The 22300-nt window shown below is 70.1% G+C and carries 18 protein-coding genes; 8 read left to right on the plus strand and 10 right to left on the minus strand.

Annotation, left to right across the window (positions count from 1 at the left end; genetic code table 11):
- Positions 1-1413: 1413 nt before the first annotated feature.
- Both AC3YNX_RS08635 and mftG read right to left on the minus strand, forming a co-directional pair.
- Positions 1414-1983 carry an ATP-binding cassette domain-containing protein gene (locus AC3YNX_RS08635; protein ID WP_489995497.1) on the minus strand — a complete coding sequence of 190 codons (570 nt, stop codon included), beginning with the start codon at positions 1981-1983 and terminating at the stop codon, positions 1414-1416.
- 692 nt (positions 1984-2675) lie between these two features.
- Positions 2676-4205, minus strand: a complete 1530-nt coding sequence (gene mftG / locus AC3YNX_RS08640; protein WP_489995213.1) for a mycofactocin dehydrogenase MftG — start codon at positions 4203-4205, stop codon at positions 2676-2678.
- Between the two features lie 131 nt (positions 4206-4336).
- On the opposite strand from mftG, the gene AC3YNX_RS08645 reads away from it, so the two are divergent.
- Together AC3YNX_RS08645 and AC3YNX_RS08650 are read left to right on the plus strand one after the other, a co-directional pair.
- Positions 4337-4984, plus strand: a complete 648-nt coding sequence (locus tag AC3YNX_RS08645) for a TetR/AcrR family transcriptional regulator (RefSeq protein WP_489995214.1) — start codon at positions 4337-4339, stop codon at positions 4982-4984.
- A complete protein-coding gene (locus AC3YNX_RS08650) occupies positions 4977-6491 on the plus strand; it encodes an MFS transporter (RefSeq protein WP_489995215.1) in 1515 nt (504 codons plus the stop codon). The genes AC3YNX_RS08645 and AC3YNX_RS08650 overlap by 8 nt, the downstream gene beginning before the upstream one ends.
- Here the strand turns inward: AC3YNX_RS08650 and AC3YNX_RS08655 are convergent.
- From AC3YNX_RS08655 to AC3YNX_RS08665, 3 genes are all read right to left on the minus strand, one after another.
- On the minus strand, positions 6478-7941 hold the full coding sequence (locus AC3YNX_RS08655) for a flavin-containing monooxygenase (RefSeq protein ID WP_489995498.1): 1464 nt from the start codon (positions 7939-7941) through the stop codon (positions 6478-6480). The two genes, AC3YNX_RS08650 and AC3YNX_RS08655, sit on opposite strands and share 14 nt — an antisense overlap.
- A 68-nt stretch (positions 7942-8009) precedes the next feature.
- Entirely contained in the window at positions 8010-8639 is a 630-nt protein-coding gene (locus AC3YNX_RS08660) for a cysteine hydrolase family protein (RefSeq protein WP_489995216.1), read from the minus strand.
- 44 nt (positions 8640-8683) lie between these two features.
- The gene (locus tag AC3YNX_RS08665) at positions 8684-9751 is read right to left on the minus strand and encodes an LLM class flavin-dependent oxidoreductase (RefSeq protein WP_489995217.1); all 1068 of its coding nucleotides are present in this window, start codon (positions 9749-9751) and stop codon (positions 8684-8686) included.
- A gap of 95 nt (positions 9752-9846) precedes the next feature.
- Here AC3YNX_RS08665 and AC3YNX_RS08670 point away from each other — a divergent pair, with 95 nt between their 5' ends.
- Positions 9847-10443 carry a CGNR zinc finger domain-containing protein gene (locus AC3YNX_RS08670; RefSeq protein WP_489995218.1) on the plus strand — a complete coding sequence of 199 codons (597 nt, stop codon included), beginning with the start codon at positions 9847-9849 and terminating at the stop codon, positions 10441-10443.
- 24 nt (positions 10444-10467) lie between these two features.
- On the opposite strand, the gene AC3YNX_RS08675 is transcribed toward AC3YNX_RS08670, so the two are convergent.
- Positions 10468-11403, minus strand: a complete 936-nt coding sequence (locus AC3YNX_RS08675) for a patatin-like phospholipase family protein (RefSeq protein WP_489995219.1) — start codon at positions 11401-11403, stop codon at positions 10468-10470.
- Positions 11404-11688: 285 nt separating this feature from the next.
- Entirely contained in the window at positions 11689-12537 is an 849-nt protein-coding gene (locus AC3YNX_RS08680; RefSeq protein WP_489995220.1) for an AbiV family abortive infection protein, read from the minus strand.
- 381 nt (positions 12538-12918) lie between these two features.
- On the opposite strand from AC3YNX_RS08680, the gene AC3YNX_RS08685 reads away from it, so the two are divergent.
- Positions 12919-14082, plus strand: coding sequence for a hypothetical protein (locus AC3YNX_RS08685; RefSeq protein ID WP_489995221.1), 1164 nt, complete (start codon positions 12919-12921; stop codon positions 14080-14082).
- A gap of 241 nt (positions 14083-14323) precedes the next feature.
- Here AC3YNX_RS08685 and AC3YNX_RS08690 read toward each other — a convergent pair whose 3' ends face one another.
- Positions 14324-15619: an RNA polymerase sigma factor gene (locus AC3YNX_RS08690; protein ID WP_489995222.1), complete on the minus strand. Its 1296-nt coding sequence runs from the start codon at positions 15617-15619 to the stop codon at positions 14324-14326.
- Positions 15592-16011, minus strand: a complete 420-nt coding sequence (locus tag AC3YNX_RS08695; protein ID WP_489995223.1) for a YciI family protein — start codon at positions 16009-16011, stop codon at positions 15592-15594. Before AC3YNX_RS08695 ends, AC3YNX_RS08690 begins: the two co-directional genes overlap by 28 nt.
- Positions 16012-16138: 127 nt before the next feature.
- Here AC3YNX_RS08695 and AC3YNX_RS08700 point away from each other — a divergent pair, with 127 nt between their 5' ends.
- Genes AC3YNX_RS08700 through AC3YNX_RS08710 form a run of 3 tightly spaced genes read left to right on the plus strand, consistent with a single transcriptional unit; the run spans position 16139 to position 19700 of the window.
- A complete protein-coding gene (locus AC3YNX_RS08700; protein WP_489995224.1) occupies positions 16139-17164 on the plus strand; it encodes an MsnO8 family LLM class oxidoreductase in 1026 nt (341 codons plus the stop codon).
- A 56-nt stretch (positions 17165-17220) separates the two neighbouring features.
- Positions 17221-18351, plus strand: a complete 1131-nt coding sequence (locus AC3YNX_RS08705; protein ID WP_489995225.1) for a polysaccharide pyruvyl transferase family protein — start codon at positions 17221-17223, stop codon at positions 18349-18351.
- Between the two features lie 59 nt (positions 18352-18410).
- Positions 18411-19700 (plus strand): MFS transporter, encoded by a 1290-nt coding sequence (locus AC3YNX_RS08710; RefSeq protein WP_489995226.1) that lies wholly within the window; start codon positions 18411-18413, stop codon positions 19698-19700.
- A 57-nt stretch (positions 19701-19757) separates the two neighbouring features.
- Here AC3YNX_RS08710 and AC3YNX_RS08715 read toward each other — a convergent pair whose 3' ends face one another.
- On the minus strand, positions 19758-20900 hold the full coding sequence (locus AC3YNX_RS08715) for a multidrug effflux MFS transporter (protein WP_489995499.1): 1143 nt from the start codon (positions 20898-20900) through the stop codon (positions 19758-19760).
- A 463-nt stretch (positions 20901-21363) separates the two neighbouring features.
- Here AC3YNX_RS08715 and AC3YNX_RS08720 point away from each other — a divergent pair, with 463 nt between their 5' ends.
- Positions 21364-22299: an SDR family NAD(P)-dependent oxidoreductase gene (locus AC3YNX_RS08720; RefSeq protein ID WP_489995227.1), complete on the plus strand. Its 936-nt coding sequence runs from the start codon at positions 21364-21366 to the stop codon at positions 22297-22299.
- Position 22300: the final 1 nt, after the last annotated feature.

The raw sequence follows: 22300 nt of genomic DNA on the forward strand, positions 1-22300 counted from the left end.
CACCCGAATGCGGCCTTAGCGAGGAAGGTGCGGTTGTGCGTTCGTGATTCTTCTCTTCCGGGGTCCGTCTACCCGTTCAAACAACTCGTTGAACCAGTCGACGGCAGAGGACGCAGCAGCTTCACGGTTCAGGACCGTGCCCGAGAGGTAGCGGGAACCGTCGTATACGACTCCGAAGGACATTCCGGCACCGATTCGACGCAGTCCCACGAGCTGGGGACCACCGCCAGTGTAAGGATCGGCGCCTGTCCGCATAGACTCGCAGAATGCACTGAACACCGCTCGGCTCGTCTCGGAGTGCGCGCTTGCTTGCCACAATGTCTCGGCCGCGACGATCTCGGCGGCGCCACTGCCGGAGTGCACAAGTGACGAGGATGAATCCGGCATATGTTCCTCCCGCAGGTGCCACGTCTGTGTTGCAGCATTGAAGGTCATCACGGCGACAGAAAAACGCGCCGCCATCTTCGTCCCGAGTCTTGATGCCATGATGATCGAGAAGTCACGATGCTCTTCATGCGGGTACTCCTGCCACAATCGGCGGATGACGCTACCGATCTCCCCAAACATCGATCGCGGACCCGGGTTAATAGCCCCGCAGGCTAAATGATCCAGCACGACAGGTAGGATCATTGACGGAAAAAGGACGTCTCCACAGTACCCAAAGATATAGGGGTGGGCCGCGGAAGCAAACGTCTTCCGACCGCGATCCCAGACGTGACTTGAGCCCCAACTGATCCGACTATCGCTGGCAATGTAGACGGATGCCGGGCCACGCTCGTCCACACCTACCCACGAGATTATCGAGGTCACGGCCGTATCCATTCTGAGCGGCGACCGCCACTCGGCATGCGTCGAGGATTGCTCGGTTCGCAGTCTGGTTTCATGAGGTCCAAAAACCCGAGTGCCCACCGCCCAGTTTAGGGGCGGTGGGCAGGGACACCTCGTACCGCCATGATGTTGGCGGCCTCGGGAGTTGCGTCCTTGAGGGGGCGGCGAAACCCTCCCCGAGGTGCCAGCGCTGCCGGCAAGCAGAACATTACCTGCCCCGAGCCCGCGGAAGGGCGGAATCGCTAGTTCACCGGCCGAAGTTCACCGCATCGGACTCGGGCGTGCGAGGACCTGCTCCATTCCGCCGGTGGACGTGCTGGTGAACAACGCGTTGACGCGGTAGGCCGCAGGGAAGTTCCTCGGGCCGCGTGGTCGCCGGGGAAGTAGACGGCACCGCGAAGGATTACTCGTAGCGGCTCAAGTCCCGATCCGCGGCCAGAGGACCGCTCAACGTGAACGAGCTCTGTCCCACGAACAGCGCGACCAGGCCCGTGATGATGACGCTCGAGGCGACTGCCGAGCGGCGCAGGGCCGTACTGCGCAGAAGACGCCAATTGACTCGCACTACGACCGAACTTCTCACGGTTACCTCGTCCGGCGAAGGTGACCGTCGGTCATCGTGTAGCTCGAGGTTGCGAAGTCCTGGGCGAGGGGGCCGTGCGTAGCCAGCACCACGCACGTGCCGTCGACGCACAGCGACCTGAGCGTCTCGAAGAGAGCCAGCGAGTTCGCCGAGTCCAGTGCCCCGGTGGGTTGGTCGGCGAGGAGGACGTGACGGTCCCTGACGAGAGCTCGAGCAATGCCCACCCGTTGCCTCTGCCCCCCAGAGAGCTGCCGTGGCAGGCGGTCGCTCAGCTTCTCGATGCCCACGACAGCCAACTGCGCCCGCGGCGGCGCGTGCCCTCGAGCGGCAACTTTCCGTTCTCGACGGGCGTGAACTCCTCGATCAGGTTGTGGTCTTGAAAGACCACTCCCATGCGAGCAAGACGGAAGGCGGTGAGCTCCTTCTCGCGCAGCTACGTCAGGTCGGTTCCCGCGACACAGATGGTTCCGTTGTCGGGGCGGTCCAAGCCCTGCGATGAGGTTGAGCAATGTGGTCTTGTGTGAGCCGCTGGCCCCCAAGAGGAACACCGGCTCCCCTCGTCCGACGACCAGATCGACGTCGCGACCTACGTGAACGGTATCGGCGCCGGTCGCGTACTACTTGGTCGCGTGGTTGCGTTCGATCACCAGGGACGAGTCATTTTCCGAGAGTGCCCGCATTACGCGATGTTCCGGGCCACCGCGACGAGACTGAGCCGTCCGGCAACTCCGGCGAGGGTGTGGTGGCGATGATGGCTCACTACTGGTTCACGTCTTCCCTCGCAGGACACTCCGGCTCCAGGTGGTTCCGAAGCCGTCACTTGCAGGCCGAGCGCAACACTGAAACGTTTTGGTGTCACGAACACGTTGAAGATTGGGGACGAGTTCGCTCGATTGTCTGGACCGGCGGGCGTCGCCGCTCATGAGCCTCACCACGGCCGCGGTGGTGAGCACCAGCGGGTCCGGGTGCGGGGTTCATCGGCCAGTGGGCGGCTCCGAACTACTCGGGTCGGGGATACACCGGCGCGGGTCGGACTCGCGTGTGGCTGAGGTGTCCGCAGGTCGCCCGAACGAGGCATCTTGCCCTCAACTTGCCCTCAACTTGCCCTCACCAGCACCGAAATCGACCGCAACGAAGACTACCCATCAGCAGGCCAACACGGATGTTTGCGCAGGGCAGAGCGTGTTTTCCGCAAGGATCGGCGAGGGGCCGAAAGTACCAGAACGTACCGCTTCAACGTCTGAGCCGGTCAGCCTTCAGCTGATCAGGCCTTCCGCATCTGGTCAGCGATCACCTCTCCCACCAGCACGGCGCTGACCGCCGGGCCGCGCAGCGGGGCCGTGGGCAGGATCGACGTGTCGGCCACCCGCAAGTGGCGGACCCCGTGCACCCGCCCGTCCGGCGCGACCACTGCGGCCGGGTCGTCGGCCGCGCCGAACGGGGCGGTGCCACACGTATGGAAAGAGGTGCTGAGGTGGGCGGCGATCCAGCCGTCCAGCCCGTCGTCGTCCGAGGCGGTGGCGACGTCGAGGTCGACGACGCCGGCCGACACGTCTCGGAAGGCGCGGGCGGTGAGCACGTCGACCGACGCCCGAACGGCCTGCCGCATCCGGCGGCGGTCATCGGCAGTGGCGAGGTAGCCATAGTCGAGGAACGGCGTCTGCCGAGGATCCGCCGACCGCACCTCGACCCGCCCGGACAGCACCGGCGCGTGCACGGCGACCAGCAGCGGCAAGGGGGCCCCGGGCACGGGCGGCCCGCCGGCCAGCACGGGCAGGGGCACGAGGGACTGCAGCACCTCCGTGTCGCCCGAGGCCGGTCCGCCGCCGAGGGAGACGTTGAGCGCGGCCCCCGTCCACGAGCCCCCGGGTGCGGGCAGGTCCACCCGGGGTTGCCACTCGACCACGACCTGGGGGTGGTCGCTGAAACCCCCGACGGGGGCGTCGCGCACCACCGGCAGCCCGAGCCGCTCCAGCACGCCGCGCGGGCCGATGCCGGAGAGCACCAGCAGGTGCGCCGACCCGACCGCCCCTGCGGCCAGCACCACCTCGCCGGCGGACACGGTCTCCACCCGACCGTCGCGCTCGACCTCACACCCGGTGGCCACGCCGTGCTCGATGATCACTCGGCGCACCAGCGTGCCGCCCAGCACGGTGAGGTTGGGGCGGGACAGCGCAGGCACCACGTAGGCCAGCCCCGTGTTGACCCGCACGCCGTCCACCACGTTGCCCGGCACCGGGCCGACGCCGCCCACCCCGGCGGCGTTCTTGTCCGGTTCGGCGGCGTGTCCCAGCTCAGTCGCTGCGGCGACGAAGGCGGCAGCGGCGGGGGAGTCCAGCGCTGGGCGCCGCACCGGCATCGGCCCGGTGCATCCGTGCTCCGGAGCCGAGCCGAAGTCCAGGTCGTGCTCGAGGGTGCGGAGGAAGGGGAGGACGGCATCCCAGCTCCACGTCGTGCCGCCGGTGGTTGACCAGCGGTCGAGGTCCTCGGGCCGTGGCCGCACGAAGTAGCCGCCGTTGGTCGTCGTCGAGCCGCCCAGCACCCGGCCCCGGGTGACCACCCAGGGGCGACCGTGGGCCAGGCTCGCGGGGAACCGCCAGCTGGTGGGTGCGCTTGGTTCAGCGCCGGGCACCCGGCGGGCATCCAGCAGACCAGGGGGGAACGCACTGCGACGGGTCGGCGCCGGGCCGGCCTCCAGGAGCAACACCCGCCGGCCGGCGTCCTCGCTGAGCCGGGCCGCCAGCACCGCACCGCTGCCGCCCGCTCCGATGACGATCACGTCCCACGCGCTCATCCGCTGCTGTCTCCTGATCGCTCCATCACCCGAGACGAGAAGTGGCACTGGCGCTCACCCTACGGCGAGGCCGCTGTTTTGCCTGTTCTTTACGATACGCACCCGTTCCGTATCGTGTTAGCCTCGGCGTCGTGCAGATCAGCGACACCGATGCAGCCGCGCAGGAGCCCCGGCGGGGCCGCCCTCGGGACCCGAGCCGAGACCACGCGATCATCGACGCGACGATCGACGTCCTCGTCCGGGACGGCTACGACCGCCTTTCCATGGAGGGCGTCGCCACCGCGGCGGGCGTCGGCAAGGCGACGGTGTACCGCCGGTGGGGCAGCAAGGCCGAGCTCGTCATCGACGCGATGATGTCGCTCAAGCCCGTCGTCGACACCATCGACACCGGCTCGCTCGAGGGCGACATCGAGCTGCTGACCGCCGCCTCCTGCAGCCCGCGCACGCAGCGCCTGCAGGAGGTGATGGTGAGCATCTGCTCCGCCCTGCCCCGCGAGCCCGAGCTGCTCGAGGCGTTCGCCACCCGCTTCACCGAGCCCCGCATCGCCCGCATCACCACGGTGCTCGAACGTGCCCGGGACCGCAGCGAGCTGGGCCCCGAGGTCGACATCGCCATGGCGGCGAGCCTGGTGCCGTCGCTGATGCTGCAGCGAGCACTCATGACCGGCAAGCCCGCCGGCCGCGCCTACGCCGAGCAGGTGGTGGGCAGCGTGCTGCTCCCGGTGCTCGGGCGCCCCCCACGACCCACGCTTACTGATGTGGAGACCCCCCATGACTGACGCACCACCCGCGCAAGCGACCCGCAACGGCGGTCTCGCCCTCACCGTGATCTGCGTCGCCCAGCTCATGGTCGTCCTGGACGCCACCGTCGTGAACGTGGCGCTGCCCAGCATCCGCGCCGACCTCGACTTCTCGCTGGACAACCTCACCTGGGTGGTCACCGCCTACTCGCTGGCCTTCGGCGGGCTCCTGCTCTTCGGCGGACGCACCGGTGACCTCTTCGGCCGGCGGCGCATGTTCATGATCGGCGTCGCGCTCTTCGCGGCCGCCTCGCTGGTCGGCGGCCTCGCGAACAGCGAGGCCATGCTGATCATCGCCCGGGCCGCGCAGGGTGCCGGTGGGGCGATCGCTGCACCCACCGCGCTCGCCCTGCTGGCCACCACCTTCACCGAGCCGGCGGCACGGTCTCGCGCCTTCGGCGTGTTCGCGGCCATGGGGGCCTCGGGAGGCGCCTTCGGGCTGCTGCTCGGCGGCATCCTCACCGACTACGCCAGCTGGCGCTGGGCGCTGTTCATCAACGTCCCGATCGGCGCGATCGTGCTGCTCCTGGCCCCGCGCGTGCTCCACGAGTCCCAGGGCTCGGGCACCAAGCTCGACCTGCCGGGCGCCATCACCGTCACCGCCGGCATGTCCACCCTGGTCTACGGCCTGACCAAGGCCGCCAGCGACGGCTGGGGCTCCACGTCGACGGTGGTGACCCTCGGCATCGCCGCGGCGCTGCTGGTCGCCTTCGTCGCGATCGAGCACTTCGCGACCCACCCGCTCATGCCGTTCCGCATCTTCGCCAACCGCAACCGCACCGGCGCGTACCTGATCATGCTGTTCCTGGCCGCGGGCATGTTCACGACGTTCTACTTCCTGGCGCAGTACCTGCAGAACGTGCACGGCTGGAGCCCGGTGCGCACCGGCGTCGGCTTCCTGCCCATGCCGACGACGATCATGTTCCTGTCCGTCGTCGTGGTGCGCCGCCTCATCCCGCGGATCGGCATCCGCCCGTTCCTCACCATCGGCCCGATCTTCGCCCTCGCGGGGATGGTGTCGTTCGCGCAGCTCGACGCGAACAGCAGCTACTGGCCGTTCCTGGGCGGCCTCCTGCTGCTCGGCGTGGGCATGGGCTGCAGCTTCGTGCCGCTGACCATGACCGCCGTCAACGGCGTCGCGCCGCACGAGACGGGCCTGGCCTCGGCGCTGCTCAACACCGGTCAGCAGGTCGGTGGTGCCATCGGGCTCGCGGTCTTCGGCACGGTCTTCGCGCACGCCGCGACCGATCGCGCCGGCGAGCTGGGTAGCGGTGCCGGCACCGCAGCTGGCCAGATGGAGGTCTTCGTGGCCGGGCAGCAGTCCGCCTTCCAGGCGGCCGTCGTGGTGACCGTGCTGGCGCTCGTCGCGTCGCTGGCGCTCATCCGCGTCAACAAGGTCGCTCCGCCGACGGCGTCGCCGGCCACCACACCGGCCTCCGACCCGGCCCGCGAGGAAGAGTCCGCCCGCACCGCTACCCGAGCGTGAAGTGCGCGAGCGTCGGTTCGTCGAGCATCGCGGCCAGGGTTGGCTTGTCGAAGGGCCACAGGTCGACGGTGCCGTGCTCGGTGAGGTACCACGAGCTGCAGCCGGTGTTCCACACCGTGGGCCCCATGGCCTCGGCGACGCTCTGGTTGAACTCGTCGGTGGCCTCCTCGGTCACCGTGACGGACCTCGCCGTGCCGGTGGCGAGCAGCTCGAGCAGGTGCACCAGGTACCGCGCCGTGCGCTCGGCGGAGTACTGCAGCGAGATGGACCCGGTGGGCGAGTTCGGCCCGAGGATCGTGAACAGGTTGGGCAGGCCCGGGATGGCCGTCATCCGGTAGGCGCGCGGGCCCTCGGCCCAGAACTCGTCCAAGGTGGTGCCCCCGGGCCCGGTGATCGTCATCGGCCGCATGTAGCTGTGCGCGTCGAACCCGGTGGCCAGCACGAGGGCATCAGCCCGGTGGTGGGTGCCGTCGGAGGTGGTGATGCCCGCAGGGGTGACCTCGACGATCTTGTCGGTGACCAGCGCAGCGTTGCGGCGCTGGATGGCGCGGTAGTAGGTGCCGGAGACCACTGGCCGCTTGCAGAGCGGCTCGTCGTCGGGCGTGAGCTGGCGGCGCAGCTGCGGGTTGCGCACCTGGGCACGCAGGGACAGCCGTGCGTAGGCCTGGACGAGGCGGCGCCGCCACGACGGGCGCGTGGTGACGTCGGCCAGGAATCCCGAGCCAAGGAGCAGCGTGTCGTAGAGGGTGCGGTGCAGCGCAGGGAACCGGCGCAGCAGCGTGCCGACGGCCTCGAGCTGGCGCAGCGACATGGGTGCCCAGAGGATCCACTGCGGGGTGCGCACGAAGTGGGTGATCGCGGCGGCCTCCGGCTGCAGGGCCGAGACGATCTGCACCCCGGTGGAGCCGGTGCCCACCACGGCGACAGTGCGGCCGCGCAGGTCGAGCTCGCTGTCCCAGCGCGCGGTGTGCACCACCGGGCCGGTGAAGGTGTCCAGGCCGGGGATCGGCGGGGTGGCCGGGTGGTGGAGGATGCCGGTCGCGCAGATGACGACCTCGGCCTCGAGGTGCTCGCCCTCGGAGGTGGTGAGCGTCCACGACGAGCGTTCCTCGGACCACTGCGCAGAGACCACCTCGGTGTTCAGCCGCAGGTGGCGGTCGAGGTGGAGGTCGCTGACCACGTCGCGGTGGTACTGCTGGATCTCGGCGCCGCTGGCCCAGACGTGCGTCCAGTCGGGCTTTGGCGCGAAGCGGAACTGGTACAGCTGGGACGGCACGTCGCAGGTCAGGCCGGGGTAGCGGTTCCAGTGCCACACCCCACCCACGTCGGAGGCCTTGTCCACCACGGTCACGTCGGTGAACCCGTGCTCGGTGAACACGTGCAGCGCGGTGATGCCGGAGAGTCCGGCGCCGATGATGACGATGCGCGGGCGGTGCCGCTCGACGGTCATGGGCGTGGAGCCCCGCGGCCAGAAGGTCACGGGGCTCCACGCTACTGGCAGCTCTGGGAGCGTGGGGCTCAGCGTGCGTCGCGGCCCTGTGCCGCTGAGGTGACCAGGTCGCTCTTGGGCAACGGCTTGCCGGCCTGCAGCGCAGCAACCCAGGTGTCGGTGTCGGCCACCGCGGCCCAGCTCGAGTGGAGCAGCGCCATGAGGGTCTCGTGCACCTGCCGGGCGGGCACACTGCCGGCGTCGTTGGTCAGGTCGATCGCGCCGGTGGCGTCCGAGAGGACCTCCACGGAGAAGCCGAGGCCCTCCGAGCCGGCGGCGGAGGCGAGCACACAGTTGTTGGTCATGTAGCCGACCAGGGTGATCGTGTCGACGTCCCGCTCCCGCAGCCACGCCTCCAGATCGGTGCCGGCGAAGACGCTGGAGAGCTGCTTGGTGATGCGCTTGGACACCTGGCCCTCGCGAGCGGCGACGTCGGGGTGGTTGGCGAAGGTGGCCGATCCGGAGGCGAAGACCGGGGCCTCGGCGGGGAGCCCGTGCTGGACGAGCACGACCGGAGCGCCTGCGTGCTCGGCGGCGTCCATCGCCACCCGGATGCGCGCAACGGACTCGTCCGGGTCGGGGTGCTGGATCCGGAGCAGCCCGTCGAAGTACTCCTGCTGGGCATCGATGACGATCAGGGCGCGGCGGGGTGTGGTCATGTCGTTCTCCAGGGTGTCGGGGTGGGGTGCGAGCGGACGGGTCGTCACGCGCGCGGGAGGTGGTAGTGGTCGGCGAGGAGCTCGATCCCGTGCTCGTCGAGGGTTGCCGAGTGCCCGCTGACGACGAGCATCAGCTCGTCGGCGCCGGTGCGTTGGTGCAGGCGCTCGAGACGGTCGGCCACCGCGGCAGGGGTGCCGTGGAAGCTGCGGCTGGTGTAGGCGTCGAGGATCTGCCGCTCCTGCGATGTGGCCGAGTACGCCTCGACCTCCTCCGGCGGCAGGAGCAGGTAGCCCTGGCCCTTGAACATCCGCAGCATCGCCATCGCCGACGTCGCTGCCTGGCGCTGTGCTTCGGCCGGATCATCGCTGATCGCGACGGGCACGCTGACCAGGGCGTGCGGGTGATCGAGCACGTCGGAGGGCCGGAAGGTCTCCCGGTAGATGCGCAGGGCTGTGTCGACGTCGGCGTCGCCGAACTGCAGCGCGAACGCGTAGGGCCGGCCGAGCTGCGCGGCCAGCTGCGCCGAGTACGGCGAGGAGCCCAGCACCCAGACGTCCGGTCCGACCGAGTCCGAGGGCACCCGGTTCTGGGCGGCCTGCCACGGACCGGGCACCGCGTGGACGTTCCGGTACGGGTGCCCGGCTGGGAACGCCTCGCCCAGGAAGCCCAGCAGCTCGAGCAGCTGCTGGGGGAACCCGTCGTTGGCGTCGGCTCCGCGGCGCAGGGCCGCGGCGGTTGCTCCGTCGGTGCCCGGGGCGCGCCCCAGCCCGAGGTCGATGCGGCCGGGGGCCAGCGCCTCGAGCATCCCGAACTGCTCGGCGATCAGCAGGGGAGCGTGGTTGGGGAGCATCACCCCACCTGCGCCGAGACGGATGCGCGCCGTCTCGGCGATGAGCCGGGCGACCATCAGCGGCGGGGAGGACACCGACGTTGCGCCCATCGCGTGGTGCTCGGACATCCAGAACCGGTGGTACCCGAGCACGTCTGCTGCCCGGGCCAGCGAGACGGTGCTGGCGAGTCCCTGGGTCGCGGTGGTCCCGACGCCGGTGCCGCCGCTGGCGAGCACGGACAGGGCGACGGACGCCGTGCCGGAAGGGGGTGGCAGCTGCATGCATGACCTCAGATCTCATGGAAATGTCTAACGTTTGACGTGGCCGGAGGCTAGCAGCAGTATCACGGTAAAATCCACCTGATACCGTGTAACGCATGGTGGAGAACTCACAACCGGTGGTGCCGGGCGTGCAGGAGCACCCCAGCCTGGCCCTGGTGAACAGCGTCACCGACCAGCCCGGCGGCAGGCGTCACGACGACCTGGCCGACCCGGTCGCTGCGACGGCCTGGCTGGTCGACCGCGACCTGGTCGCGCCGGAGGCCGTGCTCTACGAGCACTGCCGGGGCAGGCTCGCCGAGCTGCGTGCGGAGCTGCGCGAGCTCTTCACCGCGCACGTCACGGGGCGCCCGCCCAGGCCCGAGGCGGTAGCGGCGCTCAACCGGGCGCTGACCAGCGCTCCGGGAGCCATGCTCCTGCGCCACCACCCCACGACAGGGTTCTCCCGCAGCGCCGACCACCCGGCGACGCAGGTGGTGGAGAACGCGATGGCGGTGATCGCCGAGGACGCCGCCGCCCTGCTGGCCGGCGACGAGGCGTCGTTGCTCGCCGCCTGCGAGTCGGAGTCCTGCCAGTGGTTCTTCCTGCGCACGCACGCACGGCGGCAGTGGTGCTCGAACCGGTGCGGTGACCGGGTGCGTGCTGCGCGCGCCTATGCCCGCCGACGCGCGGTGCTCAGCGAGCAGACCAGCTGAGCGGCCGCTGGCCGTCTGCAGGGCTCAACGGTCTTGTGCGGCAGCCTCAGCCTCCAGCGCCGCACGGACGGTGGCCGGCGCGGTGCGCATCGCCGACTCGAACGCGCGTCGTCGCCTGCTCTGGAGCATGAAGTGGGCGCCCAGGCCAGCGAGGTCGGCGGCGCTCGGCAGGATCGGCACCGCCTGCTGGCCCCGCGCGCGTGCGGTGGCGATCTCGGCGGCGAGGGTGGCGGACATCGGGCGCCGGATCACCCGGTCCTCGAGCACGCCGCCAAGGCCGGGGACGCGGACTCCTGGGTCCGACGCCATGGGGGCGATGACGATGATGCGGTCGGCGTCGGCCGGGGAGATGAGGTCGACCGACGCGGTGGACGCGGCGCCGCCGTCGACGAAGCTCCTGGTGCCGATGGTCACCGGTCGCATCCAGCCGGGGATCGCCCACGATGCGCGCAGGGCCTCCGACACGGTTGCCGGCGGCGCGTCAGGGGCGCCGAAGGCAACCCGCTCGCCCCGTTGGTAGTCGTAGGCCACCATGCGGACGGGCCGAGCGAGGTGCCCGGTGGAGTCGGTGAAGTCGTCGGCGAGCTGCTGCAGCCAGGCTTGGCTGCCCGTGCCCCGCGGCACTAGGCCGGTGAGAGCGGCGAGGCCCGACTGGGTCTTGAGCAGGGACGGGTTCAGCAGGGGCAGCCGTGGAAGAGGCGGTCGTCCGGACGGGGTGTTGTCGAGGTGCCGACGCAGACGGGGATCGTCGCTCTCTTTTCGCTGCATCGCCACGAGGTCATCGACCGTGGCTCCGCCGCCCAGCATGGTGAGCAGCTCCGCCCCGGCTGAGGTGCCCTGCACAACACTGGCCTGGGCGGGGTCGAACCCCGACTCGTCGGCGAGCGCCTTGAGCGTGGCGATGATCCAGGCGCCACCGATCGTGCCACCGCAGCCGAGGACCAGCGCCGTCCTCGTCATCGCCTGCGTCCGGTGCCCGCACTCGGGTGACCAAGCCGTGTCGTGGATCCGACTGCCGCCAGCGCCGCGGTGGCCATTGTGGATGTCTGGTCCGCGGCTCGGACGCGCCGAACTCTCATGGAATCCCCCTCTGCTCGAGTGCTGACCGTACGGGCAGTGGGTGACCCAGATGCTCGGAGACTTCGGTTTAGGGCTGCGAAGGGAAAATCCCGCGGACCTGTGACCGCTGCGCTCGGAGTCGTCGCCAAAACTGATGGAGTAGCGGGACCTTGCCAGTCCGCGACGTCAGTCGTCCGAGTCGGTGCTCTCGTCTGGCGCGCCGGAAGTCTCCTCCGCGAGCGCCCACAACTCGCGGTCTTGCGCTTCATACCCGGAACGTCCAAAGTTCTCGAACAGACTGCTCGGTTCGCGAAACCAATAGCCGATGTTGTTGAACTTCTTGCCCTTCGTTCCCTGCCTCATGGACTCGAGGATCCGCTCGGCGCTGGCTGAATCGAATTGCGAGGAGCAGTTGACGCGTCTCCTCGAGCTTCTCCTCGCTCGACGGTGGCGCGTCCTGCTCAACCAGCAAGCGGCCCTTGCGCTCGATGTGCTCACCGAGACGGAGTTGCCATCCGATTTGGTGCACGTGACCGACGACAGCACGGACGGCCTCGTCGTCGGCGACCCTCTGCGGCATAACGGGGTCCCCTCGGGTGTGACATCGACATAAAGGCCGTGCTGCTTCACCGAGTTGTGATCGCGCTTCCACTCGTCGATGGCGCCGAGCACCCGCTTGTTCTCCTCCGGGTCCGCAGCCTGCGTGCCGAACCAATACTCCTCGCGTGCCAGGAAGTCGTGCACCGTCTCGAGCTTGAGAGTGTGACGCGCCCACAGATCCGTGAGGCCCTGATCCACGAACGCCTCACCCTCGGGCGCGATCGCCATCATCACCCGGCGCTCGTGCAGCGCGATCGCCTTCCCCGACTCTTCCATGCCGAGGATCGCCAGGGACCGGGCAAGCGGTAAGTCGTTGTTGTCAAGCATCGTCAGCGCCGCCGTCAGGAGCCGGTCCGCGTTTGCGAGCAGGGCGTCCTGCAGCGCGATGACCTGGGCGGGGGAGAGGTCTGCGGGTAGATGCTGTGTGCGAGCCATGCTCGAAGTCTGGCGCACGGCTCCGACAACCTCGGGTGGAAGGAAGGGCCGCCGGCAATGGCAGAGGTTCTAGTGTTTGCCGCCCGCCGACTCGCCCGAAGGGTCTCGACCTGACTTGAGACACTGGCGGAGGCAGGCACCATTTGATGCAGCGTGTCGTCAACGAGCTGCGCGCGACTTTGGCCGCACTGATGTGTGGGTGACCTGCGAGGAAGACTCCGTCGGCGCCGCCACGACCTGAGCGTGAAGTGTGGGAGCGTAGCTTCGTCAAGCGCGGCGGCCAGGTCCGACGGCGACGGATAGAGTAGTTCCACTTCAACGTATAGGCGCGTGGCGGCCCCACGGTGGTGCGAGAAGGTTCTCGTCCCATAGAGTAGCCCGATGCCTGAATGGGTCTCCGGAGTCTTGTCTTATGGATCTGCCTCGTTGGTTGGCGCCTTCTTTGGAGCGCTGGCCGAGAGGTTTCTCGATATTTCGGGTCGGTTGACTCAACCGCTCTGGTACAGAACCTTTGGGAAGATTTCCCGGCGACGACGCCTCCGGGAGGAATCCCGGCTTATCGGCGCCGCGGAGACCTTTGCTGTCGGTGCGGCAAAGCACGAGATCTACGTCAGACAGTTCGCTGTGGAGGGATTCCGACCGGAAAACCTCTGTTCCGCAACAGTGCCGCAACAGTCCTCTGCCACACTCGTCGCGCGGCTGCCTCCGAGGCTGTGGCCCGATCCGGCCACAGAGCTGGAACAGAAGATCGAAAACAGACGCAGAGACCTGGAGGCGGCTCCGGATGCATGGAACGCTGAGAAGCTAGCCCTGCGAAAGCTCGAGGTTTCCCGGGTCGGCTCCCTCGAGCTGCCAGTGCTGAAGCTCCACTTTGCGAGAACGGACTATGCGTCCTTCCAGGTCGTTGCCTCGGAGTGGGAGAAGCGATTTGTGGCCGGTCTGTCGGGAGGGGAGCTCAAGGGGGAGGAACTTCTAGACGTGTTCCCTGGGCTCTCGAACTCGTTTGGCATCAACCTGACGGTCGAGACGGCGGATGACCAACTAATTCTCACAAGACGAAGTGGGAAGACCGCCGGTGGCAAGAACCTTCGGCACATCTCCGTCAACGAAGGCATGGCGCTGGTAGACCAGGACCCGAGAACTGGTCTTCCGGACCCATACCGCACGGCGCTTCGGGGAATATCGGAGGAACTGGGAATCGACCTTGAGGGGGAGCCGGACATTCGTGAACGTATCACCTTCCACAGCCTTGTCTGCGACGTCACACGGTATGAATGGGCCCTGCTGGGCCACGTGAACTTGACGCAGACTGAGTGGACTAACGCGTCCTTCATTCATGCCCGGAGGCTCGGCATGGGCCCCGATGATTGGGAGTCGAACAACCTCGAATTCATCCCGTTGACCAAGGCGGCGGTCGAGGAGGCCCTGCGTGACGACTCGGACTGGGTAGGGCATGGATACATGAATCTCGTTCTGTCCTCAATGCACCGTCTCAGAGGTGAACGGCGGGCCCTCCTCACAGCCGCCCGTGCCGCCCTCGTATGACGTAGCTGTCTGGGCGCGCGCCAGGAGTGGAGATCCACCGCCTCGAGCGGGCAAAGGCGGCCCATGCCCAGGGGCATCAACGCCACCCCGCGGGGCCGTTCCCGAGCCCTGGCGCCGCCTGGCGGGTACCTGCTCCAGCGTTCGCCACAGAGGCTGCCCAGCCCATGCCCAAGCCGCCTACTGGCGAGAGATCTGCGGCACGCTGATGCGGCTGACCCGCGAGGAAGACCCGTCGGCGCCACTACTCGAGCGAGAGCAAGGCCGCGAGCTTGCCCTGTAGCAGGCCGCGCTCGCGCTCGTTGCCGCAGTGCTTCACCGCCTGTTCCAGCTCGTGCCGCGCCTCCCCAGTGCGCCCCAGCCGGGTGAGCAGCTCACCCCGCACGCTGGGCAGCAGGTGCGAGCCCGCCAGCGCGCCTGCCGCCGCCAGCTCGTCCACGATCACCAGCGCAGCCGCCGGGCCCTGCGCCATCGACACCGCCACCGCCCGGTTGAGCTCCACCACCGGAGACGGCGCGAGCCGGCCGAGCACCTCGTAGAGCAGCACCACGCGTTCCCAGTCGGTCGCGTCCACCGAGGGGGCCACCGCGTGGCACTCTGCGATCGCCGCCTGCATGCCGTACGCGCCCAGGCCACGGCCAGTGCGGCTGGCCCGAGCCAGCGCCGCCCGGCCGCGGCGGATGGCGGAGGTGTCCCAGCGCCGCCGGTCCTGCTCGGCCAGGAGCACCGGCTCACCGTCGGCACCCACCCGCGCGGGAAACCGCGCCGCGGTGAGCTCCAGCAGCGCCAGCAACCCGTGCGTCTCCGCCTCCTCCGGCGCCAGCCGTGCCACCACCCGGGCCAGGCGCACCGCCTCGTGCGCCAGGTCCGGGCGGATCCACTCCGCGCCGGAGGTAGCAGCCGATCCCTCGGTGAAGATCAGGTACAGCACGCTGAGCACCGAGCCCAGCCGCTCCCGGCGCTCCTCGGGCGCAGGCACCGCGAACGGCACCTGCGCGGCGGCCAGCGTCTTCTTCGCCCGGGTGATGCGGGCCTGCACGGTGGCGGTGGGCACCAGGAACGCCCGGGCGATCTCGTCGCTGGTCAGCCCACCGAGCACCCGCAGCGTCAGCGCCACCTGCGCCTCCCGGGAGAGCACCGGGTGGCAGGCCATGAACATCAGCGCCAGCACGTCGTCGTCGACGCGATCGGGGTCCCACAGCAGCCCGTCCTCGGAGCCCGAGCCGGAGGCAGCGCCGGCCTCGCGAGCGAGGACGGCGTACCGCTCGTCCAGCGCGGCGCGACGTCGGTAGGTGTCGATCGCCCGGCGCCGCCCCACCGTGAGCAGCCACCCCGTGGGGTTGCGCGGTGCACCCTCCCGGGGCCAGGTCACCAGCGCCTCGGCCAGCGCCTCCTGGGCCAGGTCCTCGGCCAGGGCGAAGTCGCCGGTGAACCGGGCCAGGGTGCTCACGATCCGCGCGGAGTCGATCCGCCAGACCGCCTCCACGGCCTGGCGTCCGGTGCCGGACGGGCTCAGAGCTGGCCGGTTTCCTCGCGCCACGCCCGCTCCCGCTTGACCCACTCGTTGTCCTGCGGGAACTCGTCGATGCTGGCGATGCGACGAATCTCGGTCTTCATCCCCGCCCCCGCCATCGGGGCCCGCCTGGCCCACTCCACGGCCTCCTGCTGCGACGCGACGTCCAGGATCCAGAAGCCGCCGAAGAGCTCCTTGGTCTCGCCGTAGGGCCCGTCGGTAACCACGGGCGGGGTGGCGGAGTAGTCCACGACCAACCCCGTGGTCGGGTCGTCCAAGCCCTCGGCCGCGACCATCACCCCGGCCGAGATCATCTCCTCGTTGAAGCGGCCCATCGTCTCGAGCATCTCGTTCATGTCGACGTCCTGCATGGCGGCGTAGCCCTCGTCGGTGCCGCGCATGATGAGCATGTACTTCATGGTGATCCCCTTCCCTGGGAGGGCCCTGGGTGGACCCTCTCACCTGCAGGTCGAACGGGGGAACCCCCAGATCGACACCCGGCCCGGCACAATCAGGTGCCGCACCGTCCACGCTCAGGAGCCCCCCGTGAAGCTGTCCATCGTCGACCTGGGCACCGTGGCGCCCGGCACCACCGAGCAGGACGGCATCGCCGACTCCCTGGCCGTCGCGCGCCACGCCGACGCCGTGGGCTTTCACCGCATCTGGTTCGCCGAGCACCACCTGAGCCGGATGGGCGCCTCCCACCACCCGGAGCTGCTCATCGCCGCCGCCGGGATGCAGACCAGCGGCATCCGCATCGGCTCGGGCGCGGTGCTGATGAACCACTACAGCCCGTTCAAGGTGGCCGAGATGTTCGCCCAGCTGGCGGCGATGTTCCCCGGCCGGGTGGACCTCGGGATGGGCCGGGCCACCGCGGGTCCGGCGATCGACCTGGCGCTGCAGCGGGACCGTCAGCACCCGGCGCAGGCCGATCACCAGCAGCAGGTGCTGGAGACCCTCGCCTGGCTCTACGAGGCGTTCCCACCCGACCACCCCTTTGCCGACAAGCCGCTGGTGCACACGCCGGCGGGCAAGCCGCAGACCTGGCTGCTCGGCTCCAGCCCCAGCGGGTCGGCCCTGGCCGCGGGCCTGGGCATCGGCTACACCTTCGCCGGGTTCATCAACCCCACCGGCGCGGCCCCGGCGCTGCGGCACTACCGCGAGCAGTTCCAGCCGCAGGGCTTCGGCCTGGAGAAGCCGCGGGCCATCCTCGCGGTGAACGTGACGGTGGGGGAGAGCGCCGCGCACGCGCAGCACCTGGTCGGCTCGGCCAAGGGCTACTACGCCCGGCTGCGCACCGTGGGTGGCGGTGCACTCCTGCCCTCGGCCGAGGAGGCCGCCCGCGAGCTGAGCCCGACGGAGAAGGCGCAGCCGACGACGATCGTGGACGGCCGGTGGCCGCAGTTCGTCGCCGGGGACCCCGCCCAGGTGCGCGCCACGCTGGAGCAGATGATGGCCCAGAGCGAGGCGGACGAGGTGATGGTGCAGAACCTCATCGCCGACCCCGCCGACCGGATCCGCTCACACCAGCTGCTGGCCGAGACCTTCGGCCTGACCCCGCGAAACAGCTGACGTCCCCCTCGGCGTGGTGACGCTGAGTAACGGATGTCCGGATCTACGATCACCAGGTGCTTGCACCGCCGTACTACCTGATCGGCTCCGCCGGATACCCGAACTTCGGTGACGAGCTGATCGCAGCGTCCTGGCTGCGGCACCTCGCCGAGGTGGCCCCGGCGGTGGACGTCTGGCTGGACTGCCCGCAGCCGGGCATGGCGCAGAACCTGTTCGAGGGCCTGCACCCGCGGCTGCGCACCACCAACACGCTGTGGCGGGCCGTCGGCGATGCCGCTCACCTGCCGGTGGAGGAGGTCGGGCCGCGGGTGGCGGCGCTGATCCACGACCTCGGCTCACCGCACTACGACCTGGGTCTGCTGCGGCTGCGCAGCGTCCGGTCGATGCACCTCATCGGCGGTGGCTACGTCAACGGCGTCTGGCCGCACCACGCCGGCCTGGTGGAGGGCATGAAGGCGGTCAAGCAGCTCACCGGTGCCCCGCTGTACGCGACGGGGCAGGGGCTGATGCCCGCGGCCGTCGACGCCGCCCGGGAGCTGTTCGCGGACTTCGACCACGTCACTGTGCGTGACGACGCCAGTGCCCAGGCGCACCACCTGCCACTAGGGCTGGACGACGCCTTCCTCGGCGCGCAGGCGGAGATCGCGCGCCGCCCAGCCCCGCCGGCGGGGCTGTACGTGTGCATCCAGAGCGACATGGCCGACGAGGGACGGTTCGACGAGGTGGTCGCGGCCGCTCGGCCCCTGGTCGAGCACGCCGCCCGGCAGGGCAAGGCGGTGCACTACGTGGAGGCCATTCCCGGCGTGGACCGGCTGGCCTACGACCGGCTCGCCGACCTCATCCCGGACGAGCGCTTCGTGCCCTTCTCCGACGTGTGGACCCGCGGACTGCCCGTCTCGGCCGAGCAGGAGTGGATCACCACCCGCTTCCACCTGCACCTGCTGGCCTCCGCGGCCGGTGCCCGGGGGGTCGCGGTGCCCATCCGCCACGGCTACTACGACGTCAAGCACCACTCGCTGCGTCGGCTGGGCAGCGGCTGGGGAGTGGCCGACGGTCCCGGCCCCCTGCAGGTGCCGCAGGGGACGGGCAGCCTCGCCGAGGTGCTGCCTGGCCTGGCCGCCCGCAAGCGCGCCGAGGCCGACCTGCTCTACCCGCTGGCCCGCACCCCCGAGGTGCTCGGGGTCTAGCGGGGCGCGCCAGCACATCGGCCGCGCCCCGGCGGCGCCGCGACCGTAGTCTCCTTCGCATGCCGAACGATCTGGTCGGGGCGCCGCTGTCCGAGCCGGCCACTGCCCGCCGCCGTGCCCAGCTCGGAGTGATGGCCTCGGTGGCGTTCACCGTGGTGGTGATCGGCTCCAACATCCCCGCTCCGCTGCTGCCGCTGTACCAGGAGCGCCTCGGGCTGTCCGCGCTCACCACCTCGGCGCTGTTCGTCATGTACTTCGTTGCGCTCATCGCCGTCTTCGTGCTCATGAGCCGCACCCACCTGGCGCGGTTGTCGTGGCTGCTGCTGCCGGTGGCCCTGCTGATCGGGGTGGTGGGCGACGCGCTGCTGTCCGTCGGCGCGGACAGCGTCGGGCTGCTCTTCGCGGGGCGGGCCACGGCCGGCCTGGCGGTGGGGCTGGCGACCGGCTCGGCGGCCACGCTGGCGGTGGTGGGCAAGGGGGAGCGGGGCCGCACCATCGCCGCCAGCGGCGCCATCGCCGGGTCGCTGCTGGGGCTGGTGCTCGCCGCGTTGGTGGGCGACCTGCTGCCGCGCCCCACCGAGCTGATCTACCAGGCGCACGCGGTGCTGCTGGTGCTCGCCGCCACGTCGCTCAGCGTGGTGCTGTGGCGCAACCGCGCCGTGCTCGCCGTGGCGCTGGCGCACCTGCCGGCACCGCAGGACACCGCGTCGGTGCTGCCGCGTCCCCGGCTCGGGCGGCGGGCCGCCGCGGGCTACGTGCTCGGTGCCGCGGGCTGGACCGTCGGGGGCATCGCGCTGGGAGTGTTCCCCTCCGCGCTGCGCTCCGGGTCAGCGAGCGACTCGCTGCTGCTGGGGGTGGTGGCCGGCGTGGTGCTGCTCGCGGCGGCCTGGGCCACGCCGCACCTGCTGCGGGCGCTGGGCCGGGCGTTCACCGCTCCGCAGGCCCTGGCCATCCTGACCGTGGGCACCGTGCTCAGCTGCGCGGGCCTGCTGGCGGACGCGCTGTGGCTGATGATCCTGGGCTGCCTGTTCTGGGGTGCCGCCCAAGGCTTTTGCTACGCCTTCGGCCTGCGCCTGCTCACCCAGGGGCTCTCGCCGGTGATGCAGGGACGGCGCACCTCGGTGTACGCCTCCACCTCCTACGGCTTCTGCGGGGTGCTGGTGCTGTGCATCGGTGGGCTGACCACGGCGTGGAACGTGGACGCCGCGATGGTCTGCGCGACGGTGGCGTTCCTGGGCTGGTGCCTGCTGGCGGCCGTGCTCGGCCACGGGCGGTGGGCGGCGGACGCGGCGCCCGTGGAGGACCAGGAAGGCCCGTACCTGCCGACGGCGGGCACCGAGGCGCGGTAGCGCCCTGGCACCCGCCGTCGGCGGTAGTCAGTGCTCGATCAGTGGGCCAGTGCTCGATCAGTGGGCCAGTGCCTCGGTCTGCTCGACCACCGGCGTCTCAGCCCTCGGGGTGAGCGTGGCGAAGGCCAGCATGGACAGCACGGTGCACACCAGCATGGCCACGGCCATCGGGACCGCGGTGTGCTCCCCGCCGATGCCCACCAGCGGAGTGATGGCCGCAGCCAGGAGGAACTGCACGAAGCCGAGGAACGCCGAGCCGGTACCGGCGTGCGAGGTGACCTGCGCCAGCGCCAGGGCGGTGGCGTTGGAGAAGATGAAGCCGAGCGAGCCCTGGAAGATCGCGAACAGCACCAGCGTCGGCACGGTGGGCAGCCCGCTCAGGGCGGACACCAGCAGACCTGCGGAAGCCAGCGTCATCACCGTGACGCCACCGACGACCATGCGGCGGTAGGACACCCGGCCGGCCAGTGCCGCAGCGACGCTGCTGGTGAGCACCACCAGCAGGGCGTTGCCACCGAAGACCAGGGAGAACTGGCCCTCGGAGAAGCCCAGCACGTTCTGCACCACGAACGGTGACGCCGAGATGTAGGCGAACAGCGCCGCGAAGGAGAAGCAGAAGGTGAGCAGGTAGCCGACGTAGCTGCGGTTGGCGAGCACCGTGCGCGCGCCCTGGACGACGGAGGCGAAGCCACCCGGGTGCCGCTCGCTCGGCGGCAGGGTCTCCTTCGCCAGCGTCACCGCACCGAGCAGCATCAGCGCGGTGAGGGCGGCCAGCGCCCAGAACACCACGCGCCAGCTGGTGCTGGCCACGATCGCTCCACCGGCCAGCGGGGCGACCACGGGCGCGATCACCATGATCACCATCATCACGCCGATCAGCTTGGCCGCGGCGGCGCCCCGCGCGGTGTCGGAGATGATCGCGCGGGCCAGCACCACCCCGGCCGCGCCGCTCAGGCCCTGCACCAGGCGGGCGACGGTGAGCAGCTCGACGTTGGGGGCGACCGCGCAGGCGACGGTGGCGACCAGGCACACCACCGAGCCCACCAGCAGCGGCTTGCGGCGCCCGATGGAGTCCGACAGCGGTCCGATCAGCAGCTGCCCCACACCCATGCCGAGCAGGAACGCGGTGAGGGTCAGCTGGATGCTGGTGGCACTGGTGCCCAGCTCGTCCGCCATCTCGGGAAACGCCGGCAGGTACATGTCGGTGGCGAGCGGGGACACCGCGGTGAGCAGGGCCAGGATGAGGATGAGCGGGGTGGAGACGGGGCTCCGCGGCCGGGTTGGCGCAGAAGTAGGTGGCGCAGCAGAGGTTGACGCAGCCGAGGTTGACGCAGCCGAGGTTGACGCAGACATGGGTGCCTTCCGGACAAGCAGGAACCACGGGAGCGGAGTCGGCGGGGGCCGGACTCATCACAGGCGCACCGCGGGGGGTGCACCCGTCGTCGGTCTACAGCGGAACCGAGCCGGGAACACCATGGTAGGTCCGCCGAGCGGGTGTCCGGAAACTCGTCAACGGTGCTGATTCTCACGCCTGCTCGGCTTGAGATCTGCAGTCCTGGTCGCTACCAACGCACCCGCTGACCGGCGTGTGCCGGTGCGGCACGTTCCTTCTCGGGATGGTGTGGCCTACGTTCGGACAACACCACCCACCTCAGGAGGTCCCGTGTCGGACGAGCTGCGACTGGACGGTCAGGTGGCCATCGTCACCGGAGCTGGCGGCGGGCTGGGGGCGGCGCACGCCGCGCTGCTCGCCGAGCGCGGCGCGCGGGTGCTGGTCAACGACCTCGGCACGCCGGGGGTGGCCGGGGACGGCGATCCTGGTGCGGCGGAGCGGGTGGCCGCCGCCATCCGGGCCGCGGGCGGGCAGGCGCTGGCGGACACCCACTCGGTGGCCACCGTCGACGGCGCAGCGGCGATCGTCGACCACGCGCTGCAGGAGTGGGGCCAGGTCGACGTCGTGCTGAACAACGCGGGCATCTTCGGCCGCGGCGCCTTCTCGCCGCCCGAGGTCTACGACGCGGTGCTGTCCACCCACCTGATGGGCACGGTGAACGTGCTGCGGGCGGTGTGGCCGCACTTCCTGGAGCGCGGTTACGGCCGGGTGGTCAACACCGCCTCCTCATCGTTCCTGGGCACTCCCGGCTCGGGCGACTACGCCGCGGCCAAGGGCGGGGTGATCGGGCTGAGCCGGGTGCTGGCCACCGACAACCGCGACCGCGACATCGCGATCAACGTCCTCATGCCGGTGGCGCACACCCGGATGACGGCCGCGGCGCCGGACCCGGTGTACACCGACTGGCTGCAGCGCTGGTTCACCCCGGAGAAGGTGGCGGCCTTCGCGCTGCTGCTGTGTCACCGGTCGGTCCCGGTGTCCGGGGAGACGTTCCTGGTGGGGGCGGGGCGAGCATCACGGGTGCTGTTCGCGACCACGCGCGGGCACTTCGAGGACGACCCGTCGCCGGAGTCGTTCCGGGACCACTTTGCCGAGGTCATGGCGGGCCACGACCTGCAGACGCCGACCAGCGGGCAGGGCGACCTGATCCGCTACGCCGAGCTGCTGGGCGACCCGGGACCGTTCGCCCCGGCGGTGCCCGGCTGAG

Source organism: Rhodococcus sp. Z13_19A, assembly GCF_058133575.1.